Raw genomic sequence first — 26,842 nt, 5'->3', positions numbered from 1 at the left:
CACGGGGGGGCTCCGCCCCCCTGACCCCCGGTAATGCATGGACCTCGCTGCGCTCGGACGGCCTCGACTGTCACCGGTCAGGCTCGCTGCGCTCGCGACCGGTGACCGGTCACAGTGGCTCGCCAGGGCGCGCAACTGCTCCCGGCCCACAGGGGGGCTCTGACCCCCGGGAAAGCACCGACCTAGACGGGAACCGACCACCGCTACACGCACCGCCCAGGGCTAGGGCCGCCGAGGGCTGCGGTGCCGCCTGGCTAGCGGTTGCGGGGGCGCTTGACGCGGACGCCGGGGCTGAGCAGGGACTCCAACTCGTCCTCGGACTCGCTCACCGTCAAGAAGAGCAGTTCGTCGTGGGCTTCGAGGCTGTCGTCCGCGCTGGGGGCGATCGGCACCTGATCGCGGATGATCGCGACCAGCACCGTGTCCTGCGGGAAGGGCACCGCGCCAACGCGGCGGCCGACCAGCGGGGAGTCCGCGGGCAGAGTCATCTCCACCATCGCCGCGTGCGATTGATGGAACTCGAAGATCCGCACCAGGTCGCCCACGGCGACGGCTTCTTCCACCAGGGCCGTCATCAGCCGCGGCGTCGAGACCGCGACGTCAACGCCCCACGCCTCGTCGAACAACCACTCGTTCTTCGGGTTGTTCACGCGTGCCACCGTGCGAGGCACCCCGAACTCGGTCTTGGCCAGCAAGGACACCACCAAGTTGACCTTGTCGTCTCCGGTGGCCGCGACCACGACATCACAGTCGGCCAGCCCGGCCTCGTTCAGCGCGTCGATCTCGCACGCGTCGGCGGCCAGCCAGTTCGCCTCCGGCACCCGCCGGATCGATGCCTCGTCGGCGCCCTTGTCGATGAGGAGCACCTGATGGTTGTTGTAGAGCAGTTCCTGGGCGATGGAGCGACCCACGCTGCCGGCGCCGGCGATGACGACACGCATTCTCGGATCCCTCTCAGTCCGCGACCGCGGGCGGGTCAGCGAGCGTGCGTTCCACGTCCTCCAACTGGTCGCGGTTGATCGCCAGGTGGATCAGGTCGCCCTCCTGCAGGATTGTCTCCGGGCCGGGCAGGTGACCCTCGCCGAGCCGGGTGAAATAGGCGACGCGGGACCGTGTCTCGTCCTCGATGCGCCGCAGCGACGAGCCGACCCAGGCCGGGTCGGTCGCGACCTCGGCGATCACGATGCGTCCGGACGGGTCGGTCAACTCCGGCAGATGGCCCTGCGGCAGCAGGCGGCGCAGCATCTGATCCGAGGTCCACTTCACGGTGGCCACCGTGGGGATGCCGAGCCGCTGGTAGATCTCGGCGCGCCCCGGGTCATAGATCCGCGCGACGACGTGCTCGACCCCGAAGGTCTCCCGGGCCACCCGAGCCGCGAGGATATTGGAGTTGTCACCGCTGGAGACGGCGGCGAAGGCATACGCCCGGTCGATCCCGGCCTCGGTCAGCGTGTCACGGTCGAATCCGACGCCGGCGACCGTGCGCCCCTCGAAGGTGGGGCCGAGGCGGGTGAAGGCGGCCTCGAACTGGTCGATCACGGCGACATCGTGACCACGGCGTTCCAGCGCCCGCGCGAGGGAGGCGCCCACCCGGCCGCATCCCATGATGACGAAGTGCACGGACCGACGCTAACACTGTGGCCACGCTGCCCGGACGCGCGTCTGCACCGGTCGCACCCGGGGATAGAGTGATCCGCCGTGGCGGTCGGCCGGGTCCTCAAACGCATTCTGTTGGGTCAACAGATGCGCAGCGACAAATTGCACGAGACCTTGCTGCCCAAGCGCATCGCCCTGCCGATCTTCGCCAGCGATGCGCTCTCCTCCGTCGCCTATGCCCCGGACGAGATCTTCTTGACCCTGGGCCTGGCTGGGGGCACCTTCGCACTCACCCACTCCTGGCAGATCGCCCTCGGCGTCATCTTCGTGATGGCCGTGGTCGTCGCCTCCTACCGGCAGAACGTCCACGCCTACCCCTCAGGCGGCGGCGACTATGAGGTCGCCACCGTCAATATCGGCCCCAAGGCCGGCCTGACGGTGGCGTCCGCGCTGTTGGTCGACTACGTCCTGACGGTCGCCGTCTCCATCTCCTCCGGCATCCAGAACGCGGCAACCGCGTTGACCTTCGTCCGCGGTCACGAGGCCACCTGGGCGGTCATCCTCGTGGTCTTGCTGACCGCGATGAATCTGCGCGGCGTTCGCGAGTCCGGCAACGCCTTCGCGATCCCCACCTATGCCTTCATGGTCGGCGTCATCGGCATGGGCCTGTATGGCGGCTACCGGCACTTCACCGGCAGCCTCCCGCTCGCCGCGAGCGCCCAATACGACCTCGTCCCCGAGCCCGGCTACGAAGCCCTCGGGAGCCTGGCCATGGCCTTCCTCCTCCTGCGCGCCTTCTCCTCCGGCTGTGCCGCGCTCACCGGGGTCGAGGCGATCTCTAATGGCGTGCCGGCCTTCCAGAAGCCCAAGTCCCGCAACGCGGCGACCACGCTGCTGCTGATGGGCTGCATCGCCATCGGCATGCTTTTCTCGATGATCAGCCTGGCCCGCTTGACGGGCATCAAATATGCCGAGGACCCGGCGGAGCAGTTGCTCAAGGACGGCGTCCCGGTGGGGGCGTCATACGTCCAGGACACGATCATGGGACAGGTCGCGAACGCCGTCTTCGACCACTTCCACCTCGGCGTGGTCTACATCTCGGTCGTCACCGGGATCATCTTGATCCTCGCCGCGAACACCGCCTTCAACGGCTTCCCGGTGCTCGGCTCGATCCTGGCGCGCGACGGCTACCTGCCGCGGCAACTGCATGCCCGCGGCGACCGCCTCGCCTTCTCGAACGGCATCATCATCCTCGCCGGTGTCGCGGCGGTCCTGATCCTCATCTTCGACGCCGATGTCACCAAGCTCATCCAGCTCTATATCGTCGGCGTCTTCGTCTCGTTCACCACCAGCCAGATCGGCATGATCCGGCACTGGAATCGTCATCTGCGGCTCGCCTCTGACCCGCGCCAGCGCGCCCACATGCAGCGCAGCCGGGTCATCAACTTCGTGGGTGCGGTGATGTCGGGGACCGTCCTGCTCGTGGTCCTGGCCACCAAGTTCATCCACGGGGCCGGCTATGCCATCGCCGCGATGGCCGTGCTCTTCCTGATGATGATGGCGATCCGCCGGCACTACGACGCGGTCTCGAAGGAACTCGACATCGTCTCGCAGTCCGATCAGATGTTGCCCTCGCGCGTGCACGCGCTCGTCCTGGTCTCCCGGCTGCACCGGCCCACGCTGCGCGCCGTCGCGTATGCCCGCGCCAGCCGCCCGCACACGCTCGAGGCGATCACCGTCAATGTCGATCCGGCCGAGACCCGGGCCCTCCAGGAGGAGTGGGAGGCGCGCGGCATACCGGTGCCCTTGAAGGCGCTGGACTCGCCCTACCGCGAGATCGTCAACCCGATCGTCGACTATGTGAAGGGCATCCGGCGCGAGAGCCCACGCGAGATCGTCGTGGTCTACATCCCGGAGTATGTCGTCGGCCACTGGTACGAGCAGATCCTGCACAATCAGAGCGCCCTACGCCTGCGCGCCCGTCTGCACTTCACGCCGGGCGTGCTGGTGGCGTCGGTCCCGTGGCAGTTGCGCAGCTCCGAGGGCCAGGAGGCCCGCATGGAAGCCGATGTCTCGAGCGCGCCGGGCTCTGTGCGCATGGGGCAGTAGCCGGTGCCGGACCAGGATCTCGAGATCGGCGACGAGGTCGCCGTCGACATCGAGGCGGTGGCACATGGCGGGCATTTCGTCGCCCGCCATGCGGGCCGGGTGCTGTTCGTGCGGCATGCGGCGCCGGGGGAGCGCGTGGTCGCGCGCATCACGGGCACCGGCCCGGGCGGCCGATTCCTGTATGCCGATGCCGTCGCGATCGAGCGCCCCTCGCCCGGCCGGGTCACGCCACCCTGCCGGTATGCCGGCGTGTGCGGCGGCTGCGACTTCCAGCACCTCACGCTCGCTGCTCAACGCGACCTGTTGAGCGCCGTCGTGCGCGAGCAGTTCGCGCGCCTCGCGGGCCTGGAGGTGGACGTCGAGGTCCAGGAACTCGGCGAAGCCGAGCCCGGGCTCGGCTGGCGCACCCGGGTCGAGTTCGCCGTCGGCCGCGACGGCCGGGCCGGCCTGCACCCCCATCGCTCGCACGATGTGGTCCGTGTGACGGACTGCCTCATCGCCGCGCCCGGTGTGGTCGAGACCGGTGTGCTCGATCAGTTGTGGCCGAGTTGCCCGAGCGTCGAGGTCACCGCGCCGTCGACCGGCGAGCCCGTGGTCACGCCAGTGCCGGCCTGGGAGCGGGGCGACGCGAGGAGCGCGGCCGTGCCCGCGGCTGCGACGGTGGCGGCGGCTGAGGCGGCGGCGGGGGGCGCTGAGGCGATGGCCGCCGAAGCGGCTCCGGGCGAGACCGTTGTCCGTGAGCGCGTCACGACCGAATGGGTCACGCAGGCCGATCAGGCGCGCGCCTTCAGCCACGAGTTCGCTCTCGCGGCGCGCGGCTTCTGGCAGGTCCACCCGCGCGCCGCGGCGACCTTTGTGGCCCGGGTCCTGGCCGAGCTCGACCCGCAACCCGGCGAGCGCGCCCTCGACCTGTATGCCGGCGTGGGCCTGTTCGCTGCGGCCCTCGCCGATGCCGTCGGCCCGGAAGGCCAGGTGCTGGCTCTCGAATCCGACCGATTGGCAACAACTTTCGCGGTGGACAACCTCGCATCGTGGCCCCAGGCCCTCGTCGTGCCGGGCCGCGTCGACGACCTCTTCGGTGTCGCCCGCCCGGGCCGGCGTGGTCCGGCGGCCAACCGGGCCACGCGCAATCGCAAGCCGCGGCGCTCGCCGTTGGTGCCGCATACGGCCGATCTCGTCGTTCTCGACCCGCCCCGCACGGGAGCCGGCGCACAGGTGGTTCGCGCGATCGCCGCGCTGCGGCCGCGGGCGGTTGCCTATGTTGCGTGTGACCCGGCGGCACTGGCGCGCGATACCGCGGCTTTCGGAAAGGCGGGCTACGCGCTGACCGGGCTCACGGCATACGACGCCTTCCCGATGACGCATCACGTCGAGTGCATCGCGACCTTCCGTCCCGTGCCCACGGGCGAAGTGGGAGGATCGACAGACCAGCAGGTCTGAGATATCTTGATATCAAGATAAATCCGTCGAAGCGAAGGAGCCAATGGTGGCCAGCACGAACAGTTTCGGAGCCCAGGGGCAACTGCAGGTCGGTGACAACTCCTACGAGATCTATCGGATCGCCTCGGTCGAGGGCCACGAGTCGCTGCCCTACAGCCTGAAGGTTCTGCTGGAGAACCTGCTGCGCACCGAGGACGGCGCGAATATCACCGCCGACCACATTCGCGCGCTCGGCGGCTGGGACGAGAACGCCGAGCCGGACACCGAGATCCAGTTCACCCCCGCCCGCGTCATCATGCAGGACTTCACCGGCGTCCCGTGCGTCGTCGACCTCGCCACCATGCGGGAGGCCGTCGCCGACCTCGGCGGCGACCCGGAGAAGATCAACCCGCTGGCCCCGGCCGAGCTGGTCATCGACCACTCCGTCCAGATCGACGTCTTCGGCCGCGCCGACGCCTTCGAGCGCAATGTCGAGTTCGAATACGGCCGCAACAAGGAGCGCTACCAGTTCCTGCGGTGGGGCCAGACCGCCTTCGACGACTTCAAAGTCGTCCCGCCGGGCACCGGCATCGTCCACCAGGTCAACATCGAGCGCCTCGCCCGCGTCACGATGGTGCGTGACGGCGTTGCGTATCCCGACACGTGCGTCGGCACCGACAGCCACACCACCATGGTCAACGGCTTGGGCGTCCTCGGCTGGGGCGTCGGCGGCATCGAGGCCGAGGCGGCCATGCTCGGCCAGCCAGTCTCGATGCTCATCCCGCGGGTTGTCGGCTTCAAGCTGACCGGCCAGATGCGCGCCGGTGTGACCGCCACCGATGTGGTGCTCACCATCACCGACCTGCTGCGCAAGCACGGGGTCGTCGGCAAGTTCGTCGAGTTCTACGGCGCCGGCGTCGCCGCGCTGCCGCTGGCCAACCGGGCCACGATCGGCAATATGAGCCCGGAGTTTGGCTCGACCTGCGCGATCTTCCCGATCGACCAGATCACGCTCGACTACCTGCACCTGACCGGGCGCTCCGACGAGGCCGTCGCGCTCGTCGAGGCCTATGCCAAGGAGCAGGGCATGTGGCTCGACCCAGATGCCGAGCCGCGCTTCTCCGAGAAGCTCGAACTCGACCTGTCCACCGTCGTGCCCTCGATCGCCGGCCCGAAGCGCCCACAGGATCGCATCGTCCTGACCGACGCCAAGCCCCAGTTCGGGCTCGACGTCAAGAACTACGGCGTCGACGGTGACCTGCGATCGGTCCCGGTGCAAGCGGCAGGTGCCGACACCGGCAGCGGCGACACCTCGGCATACGTCCTCAAAGACGGGGCGGTCGTGATCGCCTCGATCACGTCGTGCACCAACACCTCCAACCCGTCGGTGATGATGGCGGCGGCGATGCTCGCCAAGAACGCGGTCGAGAAGGGCCTGAACGTCAAGCCCTGGGTCAAGACCTCGATGGCCCCGGGCTCGAAGGTCGTCACCGGCTATTACGAGGCAGCGGGTCTGTGGCCCTACCTGGACAAGCTCGGCTTCAATCTCGTCGGGTATGGCTGCGCCACCTGTATCGGCAACTCCGGCCCGCTGGCGGAGGAAGTGTCGGCGGCCGTTCAGTCAGCCGACCTCGCCGTCACCGCGGTGCTGTCGGGCAACCGCAACTTCGAGGGCCGGATCAACCCCGATGTGAAGATGAACTATCTCGCGTCGCCGCCCTTGGTTATCGCCTATGCGCTGGCCGGGACGATGAACTTCGACTTCGACCTCGAGCCGCTCGGCCAGGACGAGGCCGGCAATGACGTCTTCCTCAAGGACATCTGGCCCGCGCCGGAGGACGTCGACGCCACGATCGGAGCCTCGCTCTCGCGGGATCTGTTCGAGAAGGACTACGCCGACGTCTTCGCCGGCGACGAGCGCTGGCAGTCGCTGCCCACGCCCGAGGGCAACACCTTCGCGTGGGACACCGAGTCCACCTATGTGCGCAAGCCGACCTATTTCGACGGTATGACGATGGATCTCACCCCGGTGACCGACATCAACGGTGCCCGGGTGCTGGCCAAGCTCGGCGATTCGGTGACGACCGACCACATCAGCCCGGCCGGCTCGATCAAGGCCGACTCACCCGCGGGGGTCTATCTGACCGAGCATGGCATCGCGCGCAAGGACTTCAACTCCTATGGCTCGCGGCGCGGCAACCACGAGGTGATGATCCGCGGCACCTTCGCCAACATCCGGCTGCGCAACCAGTTGCTCGACGACGTCGAGGGCGGGTTCACCCGCAACTTCCTCGAGGCGGACGCCCCGCAGACGTCGATCTACGACGCGTCGGCGGCCTACCAGGCTGCTGGTGTGCCGCTGGTTGTCCTGGCCGGGAAGGAATATGGCTCCGGCTCCTCGCGCGACTGGGCGGCCAAGGGCACGGCGCTGCTTGGGGTCAAGGCGGTCATCGCCGAGTCGTATGAGCGCATCCACCGCTCCAACCTGATCGGTATGGGCGTGCTCCCGCTGCAGTATCCGAAGGGCCAGAACGCCGAGTCCCTGGGCCTGTCGGGCCGCGAGACCTTCGCCATCACCGGCGTGACCGAACTCAACGAGGGCCGCACCCCCAAGACGGTCCAGGTCGTCGCCACCCGCGAGGACGGCTCGAGCGCCGAGTTCGATGCGGTCGTGCGGATCGACACCCCCGGCGAGGCCGACTACTACCGCAACGGCGGCATCCTGCAGTTCGTCCTGCGCTCCCTCGTCGGCTGACGCCCAAACCCAAACCCGTCGAGTGGCCGGTTCAGCCCCGTCGAGTGGCCAGGTCGCTTCGCGACACCGGCCTCTCGACGGGGCTGAACCGGCCACTCGACGTCAGTTGGCGAAGAACTCCAGGTGACCACACTGGGCGCAGCGCATACCGGAGATGTCCAGGCGCTCGCGGCCGAAGCGGGCCGCCCCGCCGAAGATGCCCTTCTCCAGGCCACCGACGATCCAGCGGGCGAAGCCGATCGCATGCGGTTGCGCCGCATACCGGTCCGGCGAACCGATCCGGACTCATTCGTTGCGCGCAAGCTCACCGGCGACCTGTCGCCCGAGCGCGCCTACGCCCGCCTGGTGCGGTTGGGCAAGTCGGCCGGACTGTCGGGATGAGAGCGGCGCGATGTCCAGGCTGCGCAACCGAGCACCATGCCAGCGGCCATCATCACCGGTGGGAAGTCGACAAGATGATCAAACAGCGCGTGCCCGGCCAGGGCCGCCCACGCAGCCACCGCAGGCATCGCGACGCGGGCGGGGCCCGAGGCAGCCAGGACGAGCCCACCCAGCCAGATCGCCGACAGCAGGGCGAGGCCAACCCAGCCAGTCTCCGCGCCCACCTGCATCAACAGCGAATGGGCCGAGGATGTGTCTGGGTCCGCCGCCAGCGGGCTGAAGCGCGCAAAGGACCCCGGCCCGCTGCCCAGCCGCGGGTTGCGGTCCCAGAGAGCGAGCGCGTCGTGCCACAACCGCCACCGGATGGGATCGGCGATCAGACGCGACCAACTCGGCCGGAGCGCCAGGGTGACCAACCACCACAGCCCGTATGCCGCTCCCGCCACCGATGCCAGCGCGGCCACCACGATCGGCCAGCGCCGCCGAGGAGGGCGAAACAACGCCAGCAGCGCGCAGGTCAGCACCCCCACTGCCACCACGGAGCCGAGTCGCGAGTCGTTGGCGATCGCGACGGCCACGCACCCGAGAGCCGCTGCGGTGGGCACCCAGCGGCCCGCCCAGGTCGAGCGGGACCCGCAGATCGCGCACAAGGCGAGGACCTGCACGGCGAGGGCGGCGTTCGCGTTCGCATAGCTAAGCGGAGCCTTGGCGGGTTCGACACTCCAGCAGACGCCGAGATAGAGCACGACGCACAGCGCCGGACCCACCCAGCAGCTCAGTGCTCGACGATCGGCCATCCGGCGCCCGACGAGCAGGCCGACGAGGAGCGCGAGGGGGGCCACGGCATACGGGCTGAGGAGCACACCAGGAAAGCCCTCCGGGCCCGGATGGAGGGCACACGTCCACGTCCACCACACGAGGACGGCACCGAGCAACGGAAGTGCGCGGGCCGAGCGAACGCGGCGGAGGCGGCTCACACCGTGCACCCGCATAGGCTCACGTCGTGAGCATCGTCATGCCCGTTGCCGTAGGGGTGCAGTTCGCCCACGCGGCGGTGCAGGCGATCGCGGACGCCGAAGGCATCGACGTGCTGCACATCAAGGGCCCGGCCCTCGACACCGTGCTCCTGGTCCACAAGCCGAGCCTAGGCGAGGCGGCGGGCCGCCGGGACAGCTTCGACGCCGACGTGCTTGTGCGGCCGACTCAGGTGAATCGACTGATCCGGGCAATGCGATCGCATGGATGGTCTGTGCGCTACCGCTTTGAAGATGGCTCGAACTTCGGGCACGCCTCGACGCTGGTCCACGCGCACTTGGCTCCGGTCGACCTGCACCGGTCCTTTCCTGGATTCGGCGTCACGGCCGGTGCCGCCTTTGCCTCTCTGTGGGAAGACCGAATGCCGATCACGATCGCCGGGGTGGCGTGCTCCGCTCCGAGCCGCGACGCTCATCGACTGATCCTGATCCTCCATGCCGTGCGCAGCGGCGACCTGCTCAGCGAGGACATCCGTCGCGCGTGGACTGAGGCCACCCCGGACGAGCGAGCACGCATCAGCGCCTGTGCAGAGGTGCTCGGCGCAGAAGTTGCGCTGGCGGCCGGCACCGGGGCGCTGGCGCGATTCCGGCACCGGCGCGACTATCGCCTGTGGCAGGCGCTTGCCACCCGGCAAGCCACTCGACCGCGGTTGTGGTGGGCCTGGGTCAGCGCGCAGCCGACCGCTCGGGAGCGCGCTCGGGTCGGACTTCGGCTCATCGGGCCCCGGCTGGGCCGTCTCCGGGGCTCCCTGGGCCATCGTCCGAGCGCCGCGGATTATGTGGGTGCTCTCCGGGTGCGCGTCCACAACGAACTGGACGCGGCACGGCGCGCCGTCGCGGCCCGGGCACACAAATGACCGCCCGCCGGCAGCGCTGGGCCTGGGTCGACCACCCCGGTGCGGACGGGTCCGAGCCCACGTTCTACGTCCTCGCCCTCCCCGATGGATCCCCGTATGCGCTTTCGAGTCTCAGTGCTCTGATCTGGCAGCTCGCCTTAGCTCGCGACGCCGACATCCCTGCCGTGGTAGCTCAGCAGGTGGGTGTCCCGGTGTCCGAGGCGCGGGACATGGTTGGGGTCGTGCTGGTCGACCTCGCGGACAAGGGGCTGATTCCTCGGCAACAGACAACGGTGCCGACGACCTGAGTCGTCGGCACCGTTAGCGGCCTGCCTGTCAGGCCACCCGTGTCGAGCCGGCGGTGGGGCAAGGACAGTCTTGCGGTCCGGTGGACACGACGTGACCCTTGACGACGACCGGGGGATGTGTACCGTGCGTGTCGTTCGAACACGGGCACGTGTGCCGCCACGTGACCGTCAGGGTGAAGTCGAAAGTCAGGTTCTGGCTGTTGGCGCTGTTGGTGAACTCGAGGGCGATGGGCGTCGTCGAGTTCTTGGGGATTTTGATGCACCCGGTCGTGGGGGGACGCCACGTGAACACGATGGGCGGCGTTTGAGCAGCGAGGTTGGTGGTCATCGTCGCCGTGCAGATGTAAATGTCATGAACCGTGTCGGGGTTCTTGATGCTCAAGGACAACACATACGACTTGGTGTAAGGCGAGTGACACGAGTTGCCTGGAGCCTTGCACCCCTTGATGAAAGTGATGACGGGGGAAGGTCCCGATGCGGCATACGCCGGCGCCGTGGCCACGACCGCTACGGCCGGTGCGCTCCACGCCACTCCCTTGGCCACCGTGCGCCGAGTCGGTCCAACCCCTGGTTCTCTTCCACTGCGTCTGATCCCTTCCCACCCGTGGCCACGCGTCGGCCCTTTGACACAGGATGCTAGTGGCAATCCCAGCCAGTATCCGCCAATCGCCCACGATTTCCTTGTCCGATATTCGAAGGACGCCCTTTCTCGGCACGATCCTCAACGCCCGTGGGCCATGCCCGGTCAGAGCCGAGAATCGGTCGGGTCTAGATTCACCAGGAGACATCGACGTCGAAGGAGCATCCATGTCCATCCCGCACCGCACCATCGGCCACGGCCCCAAGACGGTCTTCCTCCTCCACGGCTGGTTCGGCTCCGCCGACGGGTGGGGAAGTTTCCCCGATTACCTCGACCCCGAGGCCGCGACGTGGGTCTTCACCGACAACCGCGGGTATGGCGCTCGGATGGCAGAGGCCGGAGAGTTCACCCTCGACGAAGTCGCCGACGATGTCCTCGCCCTCGCCGATGAACTTGGCGCCGACACCTTCTCCCTCGTCGGGCACTCGATGGGCGGCGCCGAGGTATTGCGCGTCCTTGCCAAGGCACCCGATCGGGTCGAGCGGCTCGTGGCCATCACCCCGGTGGGCGCGCAGCCGGTCCCGCTCGATGAGGCCGGGCACGACCTCTTCTTCGGCGCCCCGGACGTTCGCGAGAAGCGCTACGGGATTGTCGATTTCACGACCGGCAATCGGCTCACCCCGCAGTTCGTCAATGCGATCGTCGATTGGTCACTTGTCCACTCGACCGTTGACGGTTTCCGTGGTGCCGTTGTCGCCTGGACCAGCCCCGACTTCCTCGCCGAAGTCGAGGGCAAGGATCTGCCGGTCCTCGTCATCCCCGGCGAGCACGACCCAGCCTTGGGCGAGGCCACGGTGAACCAGACGTGGAAGCCCTACTTCCCCAATTGCTCGGTCGAGGTCATGCCGAACGCCGGCCACTATCCGATGTTCGAGACCCCGGTCGCGCTCGCCACGAAGATCAACGCCTTCCTCGGGTGACGGCGGCCGATACCGCCCTCCTGCACGACCCCGGCACCTACACCAGTGGCGTGCCGTATGCGCGTCCGCGATGGCACGCGAAGCCGTCGCCCTGCGGCCAGCGCCCGGCGGCGGGGATGCCGGACCCGCGCTCGCGTGCTGGCATGCCCGACCTCTACTACTACGCCCACCTGCTCGCCGCAGCGAAGCGCGCCGACCCCGGTGACGATGTCATGTCCCTGCTCATGCGCGCCTGCGCTGACGACGAGGGAGAGGTCAGCCTCGAGGAGTTCGAGAACCTCTTCTGGCTCTTCGCGGTGGCCGGCAACGAGAAGGTGCGCAACGGCATACCAGGCGGGATGGTGGCGCTGCTAGCCGACCCGCAGCCGCAGCGAGCGCTGCGCGCGGACCCGTCGCTGATAGCCAGCACGGTCGAGGAGATGCTCCGCTGGTGGACGCCGGTGATGACTTTCCGGCGCACGGCGACCACCGAGGTGTGTCCATTGCGGGGCAACGGATTCGGGCCGGCGAGACGGTTGGTGTCTCCTTCAATTCCGCCAATCGCGACGAGAGCGTCTTCCCCGATCCGGACCGCTTCGAGATCCGCCGGTATGCCGCCGGCTCACCCGCCCGCCCGCATCTCGCCTTCGGCCACGGCCCGCACTCCTGCCTCGGGGCAGATCTCGCCCGCGTGCAGATGGCGACCCTGCTGGAGGTTCTTCTCGCGCGGACGGCGTGGCTGGAGCTGGCTGGTGAACCGGCCTATCTGCGCAGCAACTTCCAGCGCGGCGTCAAACGCCTCCCGGTGCGTTGACGGCTGTGACCAAAGGAGCGTCCGCTAGCGGCCGTGACAAGGAACGGCCGCCGAACCGGTTCGGTTCGGCGGCCGTCTGGCCTCGGACCGGAGTGGGCCGGCCCGAACATTCCGTTGTCTTCCCCGCCTAGTCTCCCCGGCGAGGACGGGGCAGCATCAGCCCTTGTCGGCGCCGGCGTTGGCGCCCTGGGTGAAGAAGCGCTGGAAGAGGATGAAGACCAGCGCGGTCGGGACGGTCATGATCAAGGCCGCCGCCATCTTGATGGGGTACTGCGTGCCCGACCCGAGGCCGCCGGTGGTAAAGCCGGCGATCCCGCGTGTCAGCGTGTAGAGGCTGTCCTTGTTGGTGGCGATGATGAAGTGCCCCAGTTCGTTCCACGAGCCCTGGAAGGAGAGGATCGTCAACGTGATGAGGGCCGGCTTCGCCATCGGCAGCACGATCGACCAGAAGGTCCGGAAGGTGCCGGCGCCATCGATGCGGGCCGCCTCCTCCACCGACGGGGGGATCGACTCGAAGAACTGCTTCATGATGAAGACCCCGGCGGCGTCACACACGAGCGGCAAGAAGAGCGCCGTCGGGGTGTTGTAGATGCCGTAGTACTTCAGCGCGAGGAACTTCGGCAGCAGCAGGACGATGCCGGGCACGGCCATGACCGCGAGGACGGCGGTGAACAGGGCGTCGCGGCCCTTGAACTTCAGGCGTGCCAGGGCATACCCGGCGAGGGAGTTGAAGAAGACCCGCCCGAGGGTGACGATGATCGCCACCCAGAAGGAGTTGAAGAACCACAAGGGGAACTTCGTGTCCGCGAGGCGGGAGATCGCGTCGGTCGTGACCGGGTGGGGGATCAGGCTCAGCGGGTTGTCCGTGGCGTCCGACTGCGTCTTGAACGAGGTGACCAACTGGATGATGAACGGGAAGATGTACATCAACGCGAACATCACGAGCAGGGTGTAGAAGAGCGCCTTCTTGGTGCCGCTCGAGCGACCGAGAAGCTGGCCGTCGCTCGTGGGCGCCCCCGTCGTCTCCACCTTGGTCAGCGCCGATCCCTCTGCCGCTGTAATCCTGGCGTCCTGGGCGCCGAGAGAGTCACTCATGCGGTCACCTCCTTCTTCGCCGCGCGCCGTGCCGCACGCTGGGCCTTCTTTGTGGCCGCCTCGTCCTTGTCGCGCAACAACCAACGCTGCGCCTGCGTCATCAGGAAGATCAGCAGGAAGAGCAGGAACGCCATCGCGGCGCCTTGGCCCCACTTCTGGTTGGTGAAGGCGGCCTGATAGGACAAGAAGGCGGGCGTCAGCGTTGTCTTGGCGGGCTTGCCCTGACCCATGATGTACATCTGGTCGAAGACCTGCCAGGTGCCGATCACGCCGAGCGTGACCACCAACAAGATCGTGGGACGCAGGTGCGGGATCGTGACATTCCAGAAACGCTGACGGGCATTGGCGCCGTCCACCATGGCCGCCTCCTCGACTTCGGTCGGCAGGTCTTGGAGGGCCGCGAGGAACATCAGCATGAAGGTGCCGGCCGTGGTCCAGATGACCTGGAACATGATGGCGGAGAGTGCCACGCTCGGCCCCTTGATCCATTCCCAGAGCGAGAGGTTCATGACCTTCGTGTCCGCCAGTGCCGCGGGTGGCGAGTCGATATTCCACACCCCGAGTCCGTCACCGGCGAGGTGAATCAGTCCGCGGGGGTCGGCGAACCAGTTCGGTCCGTGGATGCCAAACCAGGCCAGCACGCCATTGATCGCACCGGTGCCGGCGAAGAGGTAGAGGAAGACCAACGAGATCGCCACTGAGGAGACGACCGACGGGAAGTAGAAGGCGGTGCGGAAGAAGGTGCGGCCCTTGAGCCACTTCTGATTGACCAGGACCGCGAGCAGGAGCGCGATGGCGGTCTGCAGCGGGACCACGCCCAAGACGTAGTAGAAGGTATTACGCAGCGAGGTCATGAAGTCCTGGCGGGCCAGGCCTTGCTTGGTGAGGAGGTCGCTGTAGTTCTTCAGGCCGACGAACTCGGTGGTGCCGCCGAACGGCGATCCTCGCCCGGTCCAGTTGCTGACCGAGACCCACAGGGCCATGACGATCGGGATGACGAGGAAGAGACCCAGGATCAGGATCATCGGGGTGACGAAGAGCCAACCGGCCACCGGTTGACGCATCGGGTCACCGGACTTGGTGCGTGCCATACGACCTCCTAACAAAAGGTGCAGTTCGCCGTCGGGCCGGTGGAAGAGCCCGGCCCGACCGCGAAAGGTGTTGTGCGCAAGAGGGATCAGCCGCCGATGGCGGAGGCTGCGTTGTCGTCGAAGGACTTGGTGGCGCCGGCGATGTCGGCGGTGGCCATCTTCTCCAGCTGGCTGTTGAGCTCGCCGACGACGTCGGTCAGGCCCGGGACATTGATCGGTCCGTGGCCGTACTCACCACCGGCGACGAAGGCGGCGTCCTCGGGGAACTTGGCCTTGTAGGCGTCCGCGGCGTCGGTGCGGCTCGGCATGACGCCGAAGGCGTCGGCAAAGGCCATCTGCGACTCGACCGTCGTCAAGGAACTGATCAGGTCGATCGCGGCGTCCTTGTTCTTGGAGTCGGTCGCCAGGGCCCAGCACTGGGTGAACATCAAGGTGCCCTTCTGTGCTCCCGCGGGCATCTCGACGACCTTGTAGCCGACCTTCGGATAGTCGTTCTTCATCGCGCCCTTGATCCAGTTGCCTTCGATGGTCATGGCCGCGAGCTGCTTGCCGAAGGCCTCGCCGCCCCAACCGACGCCCAGGTCGTTCGACATCTTGAAGTTGCCGGCCTTGACGTTGTCCTGGACGAACTTCAGGGCGTCGGTGACCTTGGCGTCGGCAGCGGCGCCCGCGGTGTTGTCGGCGTTGAGCCACCAGCCGCCGTTCTGGACGACGAAGGCGCCGAGGCGGTCGATGCCGACGCCGATGCCGAGACCCGCAACCTTGTCGGTCGTCAGCTTCTTGGAGACGGCGACCAGCTGGTCCCAGGTAGTGGGGATGTCGGCATCGGTCAGGCCGGCCTTCTTCCACATCTCGGTGTTGATCTCCAGCGCGAGCGAGGAGAAGTCCTTGGGCACGCAGTACTGCTTGCCGTCGTAGGTGAAGGTGGTGCGCAGCGACTCGTAGAACTTGTCGTTGTCGGCGATCTTGTCGGCGTAGGGCTCAAGCGAACCCTGCTTGGCGAAGGTCGCGAATTTGCCGGCATCCATGTACATGATGTCGGCCGGGTTACCGCCGGCGAAGCCCTGGGCCAGTTCCTGGTCCATGTCCGAGGCGACGGTGACCTCGACGGTGTTGCCCGTCTTCTTGCCCCAGGCATCGGTGGCGGCCTTGACCGCAGCGGTCTCGGCATCGCCAGAGGAGGCGATGAGCATCTTCAGTGCCGCCCCGGTGGGGACGCTGGCGCTTGAGGTCTCGCCGCTGGACGCGGTTCCGGAGGAGGACGCTCCGCCGGTGGCGCTGGAGCTGGTTTCGAAGCCGCCGCCACCTCCGCAGGCAGCGAGGGTCAGCGAACCGATTGCGGCGATGGCCAAGGTGGTGCCGCGGCGGGCGGTGCGATTCATGATGTTCCTTCTGTGGTGGGGGTGGTGGGGGACAGGGTTTGATCGTTCAAAGACGGTCGCTGGGAGATCTCCCGATGCGGCGGACGTCAAGGGGCGTGCGGGTCGCGGGATGAGCTGGCGCGGGCGACCAGCCGGGGTTGGAATAGCGCGCCGGTGTCCGGGGCGCGGCCGCCGGCGAGCCGCTCATGGACGACACCGAGGAGATGATCGGCCACGGCGTCGAGGGGTTGCGCGACCGAGGAGATGCCGGCGAGTTCTGCCAGGGCCGAATCGTCGAAGCCGACAATGCCGATATCCGGGCCGATACGCCAGCCTCGCTCGCTCGCGGCGCGCTCGAGCCCGAGCGCCAAGAGGTCGGACGCGCAGACGATGGCGCTTCCCTTGCCGATCCGGTCCAGCAGTGCGCGCCCGGCCTCCAGCGCGGGCTGCAGTCGTTGGCTCGACACGCCCTCCGGGCCCGGCCGCATGCCAGCGGCGTCGAGTGCGTCCGCCCACCCGGCGCGGCGGTCGTCGCCCACCGCGGAGCCCGACGGCCACCCGAAGAAGCCGATGCGGTCGTAGCCAGCGTCCACCAGGTGGCGAACGGCCTGGCCGACGCCGTCATGCCCGTCCACGTCGGCCCAGGAGGTGATGTCGGGGCGCCCCCAAAGGCGACCGAAAGCGGCATACGGCACGCGATGGTCGTCCAGCCATTGGGGACGCGGGTCGCCTGGGTGGGTGTCGGCGAGGATGAAGGCGTCGACGAGTTGACCGCGAACCATGTCCTGGTAGCCGGCGAGGAGCGGTCGCGCGTCGTGGGTGCCGAAGGTGACCATGTGGCTGCCGTGCGCCGCGGCGTGGACACTCAGGGCCAGCACGAAGGGGAAGGCGACGGCGTTGCGATGGCCTGCCCCGGTCGCGTTGAGTTCGAAGCCGACGGCCCCGGTGCGTTGCGACCGCAGCGTCTGGGCAGCGTTGGACGGGCGATAGCCCAACTCGTCGATGACGCGGCGGACCCGCTCAAGGGTGGGAGCTTTGACGCGCTCGGGGTGGATGAGGGAGTTGCTCACCGTCTGGCGGGAGACGCCAGCGGCGTCGGCGACCTCGCGGATGGTGATCCTGCCTGGCATGACGTGCACGGGATCCCTCCTCGGCGTCGGCGTTGACGTGCGGCCCGGGAATGGGCCAAGGTGTGCGCAGATCGCTTATCTCGCCAACCACGATCACGTGGCTCACTTTGAACGATCAGATTTGAACTGTGGACCCTGCACCGGGGTTCTGTCAAGCACCATGTCTCGACCGAGAGAAAGTGAGAGCCGCCCGTGACCAAGATCAGCGGCCGTCAGCCGTGGTTGCACGATCGCACCATTGCCGTCTGCGGCAACGCCACGGCGCTGTCGGTGGCCGATGGGTCGATGGGTGCCACGGGCACCGGGCTGCTCGTCGACGACCGCCTCGTGCTCTCCGAGCTGCGCCTGCGGTTGGCGGGGGAGGAGCCCGCTGTCATCCAGAGCGGAGCGACCGGGGCAGTCGCCGCGATCTGGTCGTGCGCGCGGAATCTCGGCGATAGTGGGCCCGACCCGACGGTTGAGGTGCACAGGCGGCGCGAGGTGGTCGGCGGCGGAATGCGCGAACGGATCCGGCTGATCTCTCGGGCGGCCGACCCAGTGCTGGTCGATGTCGAGATCACGCTCGGCGGGACCGGCGCGGAGTTGGCGGTCGTCAAGGGTGGGCATCCGCAAGGCCCTGTCCTGCCGATCTCGATCGAGGGTCCCGCCCTGCGGTGGATCGACGACCGGCACGAGACCACCGTGCGCACCGTGCCGGTTGCCGAAGTCGCCGTCGGGGCCGACGGACTCGCGCGCCTGACCTGGCCGGTGGAACTCTCGACGAGCGTGCCCGTCGATCTCGTCGTCGAGATCGACGCCCGCCGGGTATCCGCTTCGGCCTTCGATGCCGATGCCGGGACCGGGCTGGTCGATTGGTCGGGCATCGAGGCGCTCGCTGTGGACCGGCGGATCGGGGCCCTGGTGTCCACCTCGCTCCGCGACCTCCAAGCCCTCCTGCTGACCGACCCGCTCGCGCCCTCTGACGTCTTTGCCGGCGCCGGAACTCCTTGGTATCTCACGCTTTTCGGCCGGGACTCGCTGTGGGCCGCACGCCTGATGCTGCCCTTCGACCTGGCCCTGGCTGGCGGGACCCTGCGCACCTTGGCTCGTCGGCAGGGGCACACCAACGACCCCGTCACTGCCGAGGAACCGGGCAAGATCTTGCACGAGGTGCGCCGGGCGCCGTATGTCGACAAGACCTCCGGCATGGTGCTGCCCCCGGTCTACTACGGCACCGTGGATGCCACCGCCCTGTGGGCGATCGTGCTGCACGATGCCTGGCGGCAGGGTTTGGACACCGGCGAAGTGCGCGCCCTATTGCCCAATCTGCAGGCGGCCATGGGCTGGCTCCAACAGGCTGCCGACAACGAGCTCGGTCTGCTGCGCTATATCGATCGGTCCGGATCGGGCCTGGCCAACCAGGGGTGGAAGGACTCCGGCGACTCGATGCGCCGCCGCGATGGCAGCATCGCGCCGGCACCCATCGCCCTTGTCGAGGCTCAGGCGTATGCCGTTGAGGCCGCCTACGGTGCGGCAGCCATCTACGAGGCATTCGGCGTGCCGGGCGCCGATGCGGTCCGGGCCTGGGGGGTCGACCTTGCTGGGCGAATCAACGAGCGCTACTGGGTCGAGGACGATCGGGGGAGCTATCTGGCGATGGCCATCGATGGTGACGGTCGACCGGTCGACGGCGTCGGCAGCAATATGGGCCATGTGCTCGGCACCGGCGTGCTGGACGAGGGTCAGGCGCGGCTGGTCGTCGACCGGCTGCTCGCTCCGGATCTGTTGGGGGAGTTCGGGATCGGGACGCTCTCGCGCACCAATCCGGCATACAACCCGATCGGTTATCACACCGGTTCGGTGTGGACGCACGATACGGCGATCGCCCTGCTCGGCATGGTCCGCGAGGGGCAGTCCCGGGCCGCGAGCCAGGTAGCCCGCGGCCTGGTGGCCGTGACGGTGCCGCTGAACTATCGTGCCCCCGAGCTCTTCGCGGGGGAGTCGGTGGCCGGCCTCCCTGCGCCCTACCCGGCGTCGTGCCGTCCGCAGGCCTGGTCGGCGGCGTCTGCGGCGGCGATCGTCGCCGGCGTCCTCGGCTTGGCCGTCGATGTGCCCGGACGGCGGGTCAGTCTCCGGCCGATGTCGCCGCCACCCTTCGGCCCGATGCGCGTGACCGGCCTGCGCTTCGGAGCCACGAGCTTCGGGGTCGAGATCGACGCCGAGGGCGAGACGAGCGTGACCGGTTTGCCCGTCGACGTGGCCGTCGATATTTCTTGAGGTCTGCACTAGGATAGAACATGTGTACGACAATCGTCCGCTCGCGGGGCCTCCCGGGTGGCCGGGTGCCGTGCCGCCCCCGCAGGCCGACGGGTGGGAGATCCCGGCCGTGTCCTGGCTGCTCGACCACTGCCCCGCCGACTACCGTGCGTATGCCGGCTGGCGTCGCCACCCGATCGCCTTGGCCTGGCTCGCCCAGCGCCACATTGACGCGCAGTTGATCGCCATGCGTCAGGCCTACCGCGAGGCACGGGTGGAGATGGGCGATTTCGTTCCGCCGGAGGGCATTGCCGAGATGATGAGCGGATTGGAGCACGAAGGTGTCCGCCTGCTCGCCGCCGCCCGCGGCGCCCAACTGATCCACGAAGCCCTCCAGGGCAAGACCTTCGTCGCCAAGCTCTGACCCCACCCCCCTCGTCGAGAGGCCGGTTCAGGGTCGTCGAGAGGCCGGTTCAGAGTTGTGGCCCACCGCTTCGGCGCTGCAGCTGGATGCCAGGTCCGCTCAGCGCCTGCACGTCATCGACCCGACCACGCCGTAAACTCGAAGGGTTGCGCGTGGCCCGGCGCGCAATTCTCCGCTCGGAAGGACTGGCGCCGATCGTGGCCTTGTTGGATCGCATTAACGGACCGGCCGACGTCAAGGCGCTCGCCCCCGAGCAACTCGCGCCCCTGGCCCAGGAGGTCCGCGACTTCCTCATCGACGCCGTGTCGCGCACCGGTGGCCACCTAGGACCCAATCTCGGGGTCGTCGAGCTGACCATCGCCATCCACCGGGTCTTCGACTCCCCGCGCGACGCGGTGATCTTCGATACCGGGCACCAGTCCTACGTTCACAAACTGCTCACCGGCCGTCACGACTTCAGCGCGCTGCGGGCCAAGGGTGGGCTGTCCGGCTACCCGAGTCGTGCCGAGTCCGAGCACGACATCGTCGAGAACTCGCACGCCTCGACCTCGTTGTCCTGGGCTCACGGCGTCGCGAAGGGACGCGCGATCGCGGGGGGGAAGACACGGCATACGGTCGCGGTCATCGGTGATGGTGCCCTGACCGGCGGCATGGCGTGGGAGGCGCTGAATAATATCGCCGCCGAGAAGCAACTGCCGCTCGTGCTCATCGTCAACGACAACGAGCGGTCCTATGCCCCCACGATCGGCGGGCTGGCTGAGCACCTGGCGACGCTGCGGACGACGCAGGGGTATGAGAGCTTCCTGGAGTGGGGCAAGACGACGCTGCGGCGCACGCCTGTCGTCGGGATGCCGATGGAGCGCGCCCTGCACGGCATCAAGAAGGGCATCAAGGATGTCGTTGCGCCGCAAGGACTTTTCGAGGACCTCGGGCTGAAGTACATCGGGCCGGTCGACGGGCACGACCCCCTCGCGCTGGAGGCAGCGCTCACCCGCGCCAAGAACTTCGGCGGCCCGGTCATCGTGCACGTCATCACCCAGAAGGGCCGCGGCTACGAGCCGGCGCGTCAGGACGAGGCCGACCAGTTCCACGCCGTCGGTGTCATCAACTCCGAGACCGGTCTGCCCTTCGAGATCGCCGGACGCAGTTGGACCGACGAGTTCAGCGACGAGATGGTCGCCCTGGGCGCTGAGCGCCCCGACCTCGTGGCCGTCACCGCCGCCATGATGATTCCGGTGGGTCTTGGTGACTTCGCCAAGCATTATCCGGGCCGGATCATCGATGTGGGCATCGCCGAGCAGCATGCCGTGACCATGGCCAGCGGCTTGGCGTATGCCGGCCTGCACCCGGTCGTGGCCGTCTATGCGACCTTCCTCAACCGGGCCTTCGACCAAGTGCTCATGGACGCCGCCCTCCACAGGGCTGGTATGACGATTGTCCTGGACCGCGCCGGCATCACCGGTCCCGACGGCGCATCGCATCACGGGATGTGGGATATGGCGATCTGCGGGGCAGTCCCGGGGCTGCGCCTGGCGGCCCCTCGTGACGGGGCAGCGATCCGGACCGCGCTACGTGAGGCTGTCGAGGTGAGTGATGCGCCGACCGTCATCCGCTTCCCCAAGGGCAGTGTGGCCGCGCCATTGACGTCGCTTCGGCAGGAGGGTTCGCTCGATGTGATGGCCGACCATACCGACGGCGGCGACATCGAACAGCTCATTGTCGCGGTGGGCTCGATGGTTCCCACGGCGATCACGGTTGCTGACAAGCTTGCTGCCGAGGGTCGCCGGGTGCTCGTCGTCGATTCGCGCTGGGTGATCCCGGTCGCGCCGGACCTGGTGACGTTGTGCGCCCGGGCGTCGCGTGTTGCCGTGATCGAGGACGGGCTCGAGGTCGGCGGCATCGGTTCGCAACTCTCGACTGCGTTGCGCGCCAACGATATCGATGTCCCGGTCCGGACCTTCGGCGTGCCGAGAGCGTTCCTCGACCACGCGTCGCGCGGGCAGGTGCTCGAGGTGATCGGGTTGACCCCGGACACCGTCGCCAACGCACTGATCTGATCATTCGGCACGCGGGGAGCAACCGAGCGATGTGGTACTGGTTCTTCAAATTCGTCGGCGTGGGGCCGATCGCCTGGTGGTACTTCCGCATGCGGTGGACCGGGCGCGAGAACATCCCGCGCACCGGCCCGGTGATCCTGGCCGCCAACCACGTCAACTTCCTCGACCCGGTCGGGGTGAGCATGGGCGCCCCGCGCAAGGTCGTCTATGCCGCCAAGTCCAAGTACTACGCCGGGCGCGGCATCGGAGGCCGGCTGCTCGGCTGGTTCCTGCGGGCGATCGGTCAGCTGCCCATCGACCCCGAGAGCGCCAAGACGGCCGACCCCGCCTTGGCAGCCGCCCGCGACCTGCTCGAGGCGGGCGGAGTCGTCGCGATCTTCCCCGAGGGGACGCGGTCGCCGGACGGGCGGCTGCACCGCGGGCATACGGGAGTGGCGCGGGTGGCGCTGCCGCGCGAGGTCCCGATCGTGCCTGTCGGTGTGCTCGGCACGCGCGGCCTGACGGTCAAGGGCAAGCTGCTGCCGCGCCGCGGGCACATCCGGATCGCCTATGGCACCCCGCTCGACCTGACCCCGTGGCGCGGCCGGGCCGATGACCCCGCGGCTTGGCGTGAGGTCACCGACGAGTTGATGCGCCGCATCCAGGAACTCACCGGCCAGGAGTATGTCGACCGCTACCCGACCCGCGCCGAGACCGACTCCCGGGATGCCTGACCCCCGTCCCTAACCTCTGCTAGCAGCGGTTAGGGCACCTCCAGCAAGGTCTACCCTGCTGGACGTCACCTAACGTGTGTTAGCAGGGTTTAGGGAGCCTCAGATGTCGCGGAAGGTGTCGACCTTGGCGCCGAGGGCGGTCAGGCGCTCGGCCAGGTCCTCATAGCCGCGGTTGATGACATAGACATTGCGCAGCACGGACGTCCCCGGAGCGGCCAGCATGGCCAGCAGGATCACCACGCCGGGGCGCAGCGCGGGCGGGCAGACCACCTCGGCCGCGCGGAACTTCGCGGTCGGCCCGGTGACCATGACGCGGTGCGGGTCGAGCAACTGGACGTTGACGCCGACCTTGGTCAGCTCGGTCAGGTAGATCGCGCGGTTCTCATAGACCCAGTCGTGGATCATCGTCGTGCCCTCGGCCTTGGCGGCGATCAGCGCGAAGAAGGGCAGGTTGTCGATGTTCAAACCGGGGAAGGGCAGCGGGTGGATCTTGTCGGCGGCCGCCTTCAGCGGCCCCGGGATCGTCGTCAGGTCGACCAGGCGCGTATGCCCGTTCGCCGAGACGTACTCCGGCGTCACGTCGTACTTCATCCCCATCGTTTCCAGCGTCGCGAGCTCGATCTCGAGGAACTCGATCGGCACCCGGCGGATGGTGATGGAGGAGTCGGTGACGACTGCAGCAGCCAGGAGGCTCATGGCCTCGATCGGGTCCTCGCTCGGCTGGTAGTCGACATCGACGTCGATGTCGGCGACGCCACGCACCGTCAGCGTCGTCGTGCCGATGCCGTCGATCTGCACGCCGAGCCTCTGCAGGAAGAAGCACAAATCCTGGACCATGTAGTTGGAGGAGGCGTTGCGGACGACCGTCACACCCGGGTGGCGGGCCGCGGCCATCAGGACGTTCTCGGTGACCGTGTCGCCGCGCTCGGTGAGCACGATCGGACGCTGCGGCCCCTGGCCGATCCTGACATCGGCGTCGTAGAACCCTTGCGTCGCAGCGACATTCAGCCCAAAGTGGCGCAGCGCGACCAGGTGCGGCTCGACGGTGCGGGTGCCGAGGTCGCAGCCACCGGCATACGGCAACTGGAAGCCCTCGAACTCGTGCAGCAGCGGACCGAGGAACATGATGACGGTCCGCGTGCGGCGCGCCGCCTCGATATCGATCGCGTCGAGGTCGACGCGCGCCGGGGGCGTGATCTCGAGGTCGCTGGAGTCGGGCAACCAGCGGGTGCGGACACCGATGGAGTTGAGGACCTCGATGATCCGGTTGACCTCTTCGATGCGCGCCAGGCTCCGCAGGGTCGTGCGCCCCTTGTTGAGCAGCGCGGCGCAGAGCAGGGCGACGGCCGCGTTCTTCGACGTCTTGACGTCGATCGAGCCGGAGAGCTGCGCGCCGCCGACGACGCGCAGGTGCTGAGGCTGGCTGTGCCCGAGCGAGACGAACTCGCTGTCGAGGGCCTCGCCGATCCGGGCGAGCATTTCCAGGGAGAGGTTCTGGCCGCCCTGTTCGATGCGTGCGACAGCGCTCTGGCTGGTGCCGAGGAGCTCGGCGAGGTCGGTTTGGGTCATGCCCTTGTGACGCCGAGCGTCCCGGATGAGGTTGCCGATGCGGGCCAAATAGTCGTCAGACATGAGTCACCATGATAAATCACATATGAGATAGGCGGGAATCGACCGGCTCCCTCCGGCGTGTCGCGCCGGCCTTCGGCGGGGCTGAACCGGCCTCTCGACGGGGCTTAACCGGCCTCTCGACGGGGCTGAACCGGCCTCTCGACGGGGAGGGGACCGCGGAAGGCTGGGCGCGACGGGCGCGTCGGCATCTCGTGCCGACGCGCCCCCGTTATAGGGCAGAAGCCTAGGCCGGGACGGAGGCCGCGCCCGGGGGCAGGAGCCGCCGGCCGAGCACCTTCTCGCTGATGCCCTCGCGGTCTAAGAGCGGGCAGATGCCGCCGTTCCAGAACTGGAATCCGGCGCCGGTGATCATCGCCAGGTCGATGTCCATGGGTGCCTGGGCGACGCCGTCGGCGAGCATCATCCCGACTTCCTCGGCGATGGCCGAGAGCACCCGCTCACGCACCTGCGGCACGGTCAACTCGACCGGGTGCTCCGCCACGACCTGCAGCGACGGGTCGAAGCCCGGCTTCTTGGCCGCGACGACCGCCTGCATCGAGGGCGAGACATAGAACCGGTCGCCGAAGGCGCGGTGCAGGGTCTCGACGTTGTGCAGCGCGATCGCCGGACCCACCAGGCTCAAGAGCACGTATGGCGGCATGGGTGCCAACCCCGCGACCGCCTGGTCCGCGATCGCCACCGGCGTGCCTTCGTCGACGATCTTTGAGTATTCGCCCATGAAACGGCCGAGCAGCCGGTTGACGATAAAGCTGGCCGAGTCCTTGACCCGGATCGTCGTCTTCTTCAGTGCCTTCCCGACGGCGAAAGCCGTTGCGAGAGCGGCATCGTCGGTCTTGTCGCCCGGAATGATCTCCAGCAGCGGCATCACCGCGACGGGGTTGAAGAAGTGGAAGCCGACAACCCGCTCGGGGTGCTCCAGGTCGGCCGCCATCTCGGTGATCGAGAGCGAGGAGGTGTTGGTCGCCAGGATGCACTCGGCCGAGACCACGGCCTCGACTTCGGCGAACACCTGCTTCTTGACCGAGATCTCCTCAAAGACCGCCTCGATGACGAAATCGGCGTCGGCAAAGCCGTCCTTGCTCGTCGCCCCGGTGATCAGGCCGGTGAGCTTGTTGACGGCGTCCTGGGTCATGCGGCCCTTGGCCAGCCGGTCGGCGAGCTGTCCATGGACATAGGCGATGCCCTTGTCCACGCGCTCCTGGTCGAGGTCGGTCATCACGACCGGGACCTCCAGCCGCTGAGCGAAGAGCAGGGCCAGTTGACTGGCCATCAGTCCGGCGCCGACGATGCCGACCTTGGTCACCGGGCGGGCCAGGGCCCGGTCCGGAGCGCCCGCGGGCCGCTTGGCCCGGCGCTGGACCAGGTCGAAGGAGTAGAGCCCGGCGCGCAACTCATCGCCCATGACCAGGTCGCCGAGCGCCTCGTCCTCGGCGGCGAAGGCGTCGGCGCGCCCGGCGGTGCGCGCGGCGCGGACCAGGTCCAAGGCGCGATAGGGCGCCGGCGACTTGCCGCCGGTCTTGACGTCGACGAGCGCCTTGGCCAGGTCCACCGCGGTGTTCCAGGTGGTCTCGTCTCGGTCGACCTCGGGCCGGTTCACCTCAACCGATCCCGAGAGCACGCCGGCCGCCCAGGTCAAGGACTCCTCGAGGAAGTCGGCGGGCGCGAACATCGCATCGGCCATGCCGAGCTTGAAGGCCGCCGGCCCGCTGAGCATCTTGTTGGTGTTCATCGGGTTCTCGATGATCACCGTCAGGGCCTTCTGCACGCCGATGAGATTGGGCAGGAGATAGCAGCCGCCCCAGCCGGGCACGAGCCCGAGGAAGGCCTCGGGCAGCGCGACGGCCGGTACGCCGGCCGAGATGGTCCGGTAGTCGCACGCCAGCGCGATCTCCACGCCGCCGCCCATAGCGGCACCGTTGACGAAGGCGAAGGTCGGGACCGGCAGGTCCATGATCGCCGCGAAGACCGTATGACCGGCGCGGGCGATCTCCACGGCCTGCTCACGTTCGCGTGCGGCCGGAACCGCGGTCAGGTCGGCGCCCACGGCGAAGATGAAGGGCTTGCCAGTGATACCGACAGCCTGGATCTCGCCGGCCTCGGCCCGCGCCCGCAGGCCCGCGACGACCTCGGTCAGCCCCGCGATCGTCGCCGGGCCGAAGGTGTTGGGCTTGGTGTGGTCGAAGCCGTTGTCAAGGGTAATCAGCGCCATCGTGCCGGCGCGTGCGGGCAAGGTGAGATCCCGCACCAGCGCCTTGGTCACGACCTCGTCGGGGAACTGCGTGGCTGCCTTGGCGGCAAGCGTCTCGGTCATGG

At 68.2% G+C, this 26,842-nt stretch carries 22 protein-coding genes; 12 read left to right on the top strand and 10 right to left on the bottom strand.

Features of this window, described 5'->3' with window-relative positions; translation table 11 throughout:
* Positions 1–254: 254 nt before the first annotated feature.
* Positions 255–941 carry a potassium channel family protein gene (locus tag ABD209_RS07130; RefSeq protein WP_324386857.1) on the bottom strand — a complete coding sequence of 229 codons (687 nt, stop codon included), beginning with the start codon at positions 939–941 and terminating at the stop codon, positions 255–257.
* Between the two features lie 13 nt (positions 942–954).
* A complete protein-coding gene (locus ABD209_RS07125) occupies positions 955–1,620 on the bottom strand; it encodes a potassium channel family protein (protein WP_344064075.1) in 666 nt (221 codons plus the stop codon).
* A 123-nt stretch (positions 1,621–1,743) separates the two neighbouring features.
* Between ABD209_RS07125 and ABD209_RS07120 the strand changes: the two genes are divergently transcribed.
* From ABD209_RS07120 to ABD209_RS07105, 4 genes are all read left to right on the top strand, one after another.
* Positions 1,744–3,705: an APC family permease gene (locus ABD209_RS07120; protein ID WP_344064072.1), complete on the top strand. Its 1,962-nt coding sequence runs from the start codon at positions 1,744–1,746 to the stop codon at positions 3,703–3,705.
* Between the two features lie 3 nt (positions 3,706–3,708).
* Positions 3,709–5,145, top strand: coding sequence for a class I SAM-dependent RNA methyltransferase (locus ABD209_RS07115; protein WP_344064069.1), 1,437 nt, complete (start codon positions 3,709–3,711; stop codon positions 5,143–5,145).
* A 43-nt stretch (positions 5,146–5,188) separates the two neighbouring features.
* Complete coding sequence (gene acnA / locus ABD209_RS07110) at positions 5,189–7,879, top strand: aconitate hydratase AcnA (RefSeq protein WP_425564602.1); 2,691 nt, start codon at positions 5,189–5,191, stop codon at positions 7,877–7,879.
* Positions 7,880–8,002: 123 nt separating this feature from the next.
* Positions 8,003–8,260 (top strand): hypothetical protein, encoded by a 258-nt coding sequence (locus ABD209_RS07105; protein WP_344064063.1) that lies wholly within the window; start codon positions 8,003–8,005, stop codon positions 8,258–8,260.
* Here ABD209_RS07105 and ABD209_RS07100 read toward each other — a convergent pair.
* Positions 8,212–9,237, bottom strand: a complete 1,026-nt coding sequence (locus tag ABD209_RS07100; RefSeq protein WP_344064060.1) for an O-antigen ligase family protein — start codon at positions 9,235–9,237, stop codon at positions 8,212–8,214. The genes ABD209_RS07105 and ABD209_RS07100 overlap by 49 nt on opposite strands.
* A 26-nt stretch (positions 9,238–9,263) precedes the next feature.
* Between ABD209_RS07100 and ABD209_RS07095 the strand changes: the two genes are divergently transcribed.
* Both ABD209_RS07095 and ABD209_RS07090 read left to right on the top strand, forming a co-directional pair.
* Positions 9,264–10,151 (top strand): nucleotidyltransferase family protein, encoded by an 888-nt coding sequence (locus ABD209_RS07095; RefSeq protein WP_344064058.1) that lies wholly within the window; start codon positions 9,264–9,266, stop codon positions 10,149–10,151.
* Entirely contained in the window at positions 10,148–10,438 is a 291-nt protein-coding gene (locus ABD209_RS07090; RefSeq protein ID WP_324386085.1) for a PqqD family peptide modification chaperone, read from the top strand. Before ABD209_RS07095 ends, ABD209_RS07090 begins: the two co-directional genes overlap by 4 nt.
* Before the next feature lie 28 nt (positions 10,439–10,466).
* Here ABD209_RS07090 and ABD209_RS07085 read toward each other — a convergent pair whose 3' ends face one another.
* Positions 10,467–10,982, bottom strand: a complete 516-nt coding sequence (locus ABD209_RS07085) for a hypothetical protein (RefSeq protein ID WP_344064056.1) — start codon at positions 10,980–10,982, stop codon at positions 10,467–10,469.
* 263 nt (positions 10,983–11,245) lie between these two features.
* Here ABD209_RS07085 and ABD209_RS07080 point away from each other — a divergent pair, with 263 nt between their 5' ends.
* Both ABD209_RS07080 and ABD209_RS07075 read left to right on the top strand, forming a co-directional pair.
* On the top strand, positions 11,246–11,998 hold the full coding sequence (locus ABD209_RS07080) for an alpha/beta fold hydrolase (protein ID WP_324386087.1): 753 nt from the start codon (positions 11,246–11,248) through the stop codon (positions 11,996–11,998).
* 430 nt (positions 11,999–12,428) lie between these two features.
* The gene (locus ABD209_RS07075) at positions 12,429–12,791 is read left to right on the top strand and encodes a cytochrome P450 (RefSeq protein WP_344064053.1); all 363 of its coding nucleotides are present in this window, start codon (positions 12,429–12,431) and stop codon (positions 12,789–12,791) included.
* Between the two features lie 156 nt (positions 12,792–12,947).
* On the opposite strand, the gene ABD209_RS07070 is transcribed toward ABD209_RS07075, so the two are convergent.
* The 4 genes from ABD209_RS07070 to ABD209_RS07055 form a co-directional block, all read right to left on the bottom strand.
* A complete protein-coding gene (locus tag ABD209_RS07070; RefSeq protein WP_425564599.1) occupies positions 12,948–13,886 on the bottom strand; it encodes a carbohydrate ABC transporter permease in 939 nt (312 codons plus the stop codon).
* Positions 13,883–14,977 (bottom strand): carbohydrate ABC transporter permease, encoded by a 1,095-nt coding sequence (locus ABD209_RS07065; protein ID WP_324386089.1) that lies wholly within the window; start codon positions 14,975–14,977, stop codon positions 13,883–13,885. The genes ABD209_RS07070 and ABD209_RS07065 overlap by 4 nt, the downstream gene beginning before the upstream one ends.
* Positions 14,978–15,063: 86 nt before the next feature.
* The gene (locus ABD209_RS07060; protein WP_324386090.1) at positions 15,064–16,359 is read right to left on the bottom strand and encodes an extracellular solute-binding protein; all 1,296 of its coding nucleotides are present in this window, start codon (positions 16,357–16,359) and stop codon (positions 15,064–15,066) included.
* A gap of 86 nt (positions 16,360–16,445) precedes the next feature.
* Positions 16,446–17,468, bottom strand: coding sequence for a LacI family DNA-binding transcriptional regulator (locus ABD209_RS07055; protein ID WP_324386091.1), 1,023 nt, complete (start codon positions 17,466–17,468; stop codon positions 16,446–16,448).
* Between the two features lie 192 nt (positions 17,469–17,660).
* On the opposite strand from ABD209_RS07055, the gene ABD209_RS07050 reads away from it, so the two are divergent.
* The 4 genes from ABD209_RS07050 (at position 17,661) to ABD209_RS07035 (ending at position 22,897) form a co-directional block, all read left to right on the top strand.
* Complete coding sequence (locus ABD209_RS07050) at positions 17,661–19,724, top strand: glycogen debranching N-terminal domain-containing protein (RefSeq protein WP_344064049.1); 2,064 nt, start codon at positions 17,661–17,663, stop codon at positions 19,722–19,724.
* A gap of 22 nt (positions 19,725–19,746) precedes the next feature.
* The gene (locus ABD209_RS07045; protein ID WP_324388032.1) at positions 19,747–20,127 is read left to right on the top strand and encodes a hypothetical protein; all 381 of its coding nucleotides are present in this window, start codon (positions 19,747–19,749) and stop codon (positions 20,125–20,127) included.
* Positions 20,128–20,324: 197 nt separating this feature from the next.
* Positions 20,325–22,184, top strand: a complete 1,860-nt coding sequence (gene dxs, locus ABD209_RS07040) for a 1-deoxy-D-xylulose-5-phosphate synthase (RefSeq protein ID WP_344064088.1) — start codon at positions 20,325–20,327, stop codon at positions 22,182–22,184.
* Positions 22,185–22,213: 29 nt separating this feature from the next.
* On the top strand, positions 22,214–22,897 hold the full coding sequence (locus ABD209_RS07035; protein WP_324388034.1) for a lysophospholipid acyltransferase family protein: 684 nt from the start codon (positions 22,214–22,216) through the stop codon (positions 22,895–22,897).
* A 99-nt stretch (positions 22,898–22,996) separates the two neighbouring features.
* Here the strand turns inward: ABD209_RS07035 and ABD209_RS07030 are convergent, their stop codons facing one another.
* The gene (locus tag ABD209_RS07030) at positions 22,997–24,529 is read right to left on the bottom strand and encodes a helix-turn-helix domain-containing protein (protein WP_344064045.1); all 1,533 of its coding nucleotides are present in this window, start codon (positions 24,527–24,529) and stop codon (positions 22,997–22,999) included.
* A 223-nt stretch (positions 24,530–24,752) separates the two neighbouring features.
* Positions 24,753–26,840: a 3-hydroxyacyl-CoA dehydrogenase NAD-binding domain-containing protein gene (locus ABD209_RS07025; RefSeq protein WP_344064043.1), complete on the bottom strand. Its 2,088-nt coding sequence runs from the start codon at positions 26,838–26,840 to the stop codon at positions 24,753–24,755.
* Between the last annotated feature and the right edge of the window lie 2 nt (positions 26,841–26,842).

This window comes from Nostocoides vanveenii (genome assembly GCF_039531165.1).
Lineage (GTDB): Bacteria > Actinomycetota > Actinomycetes > Actinomycetales > Dermatophilaceae > Nostocoides_A > Nostocoides_A vanveenii.
The sequence above is the reverse complement of the archived record's forward strand: the minus strand, read 5'-3'. Positions and strand labels throughout refer to the sequence as shown.

Excerpts from the sequence above, each read along its gene's own strand:
- ABD209_RS07030 (WP_344064045.1), bottom strand. The coding sequence starts at position 24,529 with ATGTCTGACGACTATTTGGCCCGCATCGGCAACCTCATCCGGGACGCT.
- ABD209_RS07070 (WP_425564599.1), bottom strand. The coding sequence starts at position 13,886 with ATGAGTGACTCTCTCGGCGCCCAGGACGCCAGGATTACAGCGGCAGAG.
- ABD209_RS07025 (WP_344064043.1), bottom strand. The coding sequence starts at position 26,840 with ATGACCGAGACGCTTGCCGCCAAGGCAGCCACGCAGTTCCCCGACGAG.
- ABD209_RS07130 (WP_324386857.1), bottom strand. The coding sequence starts at position 941 with ATGCGTGTCGTCATCGCCGGCGCCGGCAGCGTGGGTCGCTCCATCGCC.
- acnA (WP_425564602.1), top strand. The coding sequence starts at position 5,189 with ATGGTGGCCAGCACGAACAGTTTCGGAGCCCAGGGGCAACTGCAGGTC.
- ABD209_RS07035 (WP_324388034.1), top strand. The coding sequence starts at position 22,214 with ATGTGGTACTGGTTCTTCAAATTCGTCGGCGTGGGGCCGATCGCCTGG.
- ABD209_RS07090 (WP_324386085.1), top strand. The coding sequence starts at position 10,148 with ATGACCGCCCGCCGGCAGCGCTGGGCCTGGGTCGACCACCCCGGTGCG.
- ABD209_RS07060 (WP_324386090.1), bottom strand. The coding sequence starts at position 16,359 with ATGAATCGCACCGCCCGCCGCGGCACCACCTTGGCCATCGCCGCAATC.
- ABD209_RS07120 (WP_344064072.1), top strand. The coding sequence starts at position 1,744 with ATGCGCAGCGACAAATTGCACGAGACCTTGCTGCCCAAGCGCATCGCC.
- ABD209_RS07065 (WP_324386089.1), bottom strand. The coding sequence starts at position 14,977 with ATGGCACGCACCAAGTCCGGTGACCCGATGCGTCAACCGGTGGCCGGT.
- ABD209_RS07080 (WP_324386087.1), top strand. The coding sequence starts at position 11,246 with ATGTCCATCCCGCACCGCACCATCGGCCACGGCCCCAAGACGGTCTTC.
- ABD209_RS07055 (WP_324386091.1), bottom strand. The coding sequence starts at position 17,468 with ATGCCAGGCAGGATCACCATCCGCGAGGTCGCCGACGCCGCTGGCGTC.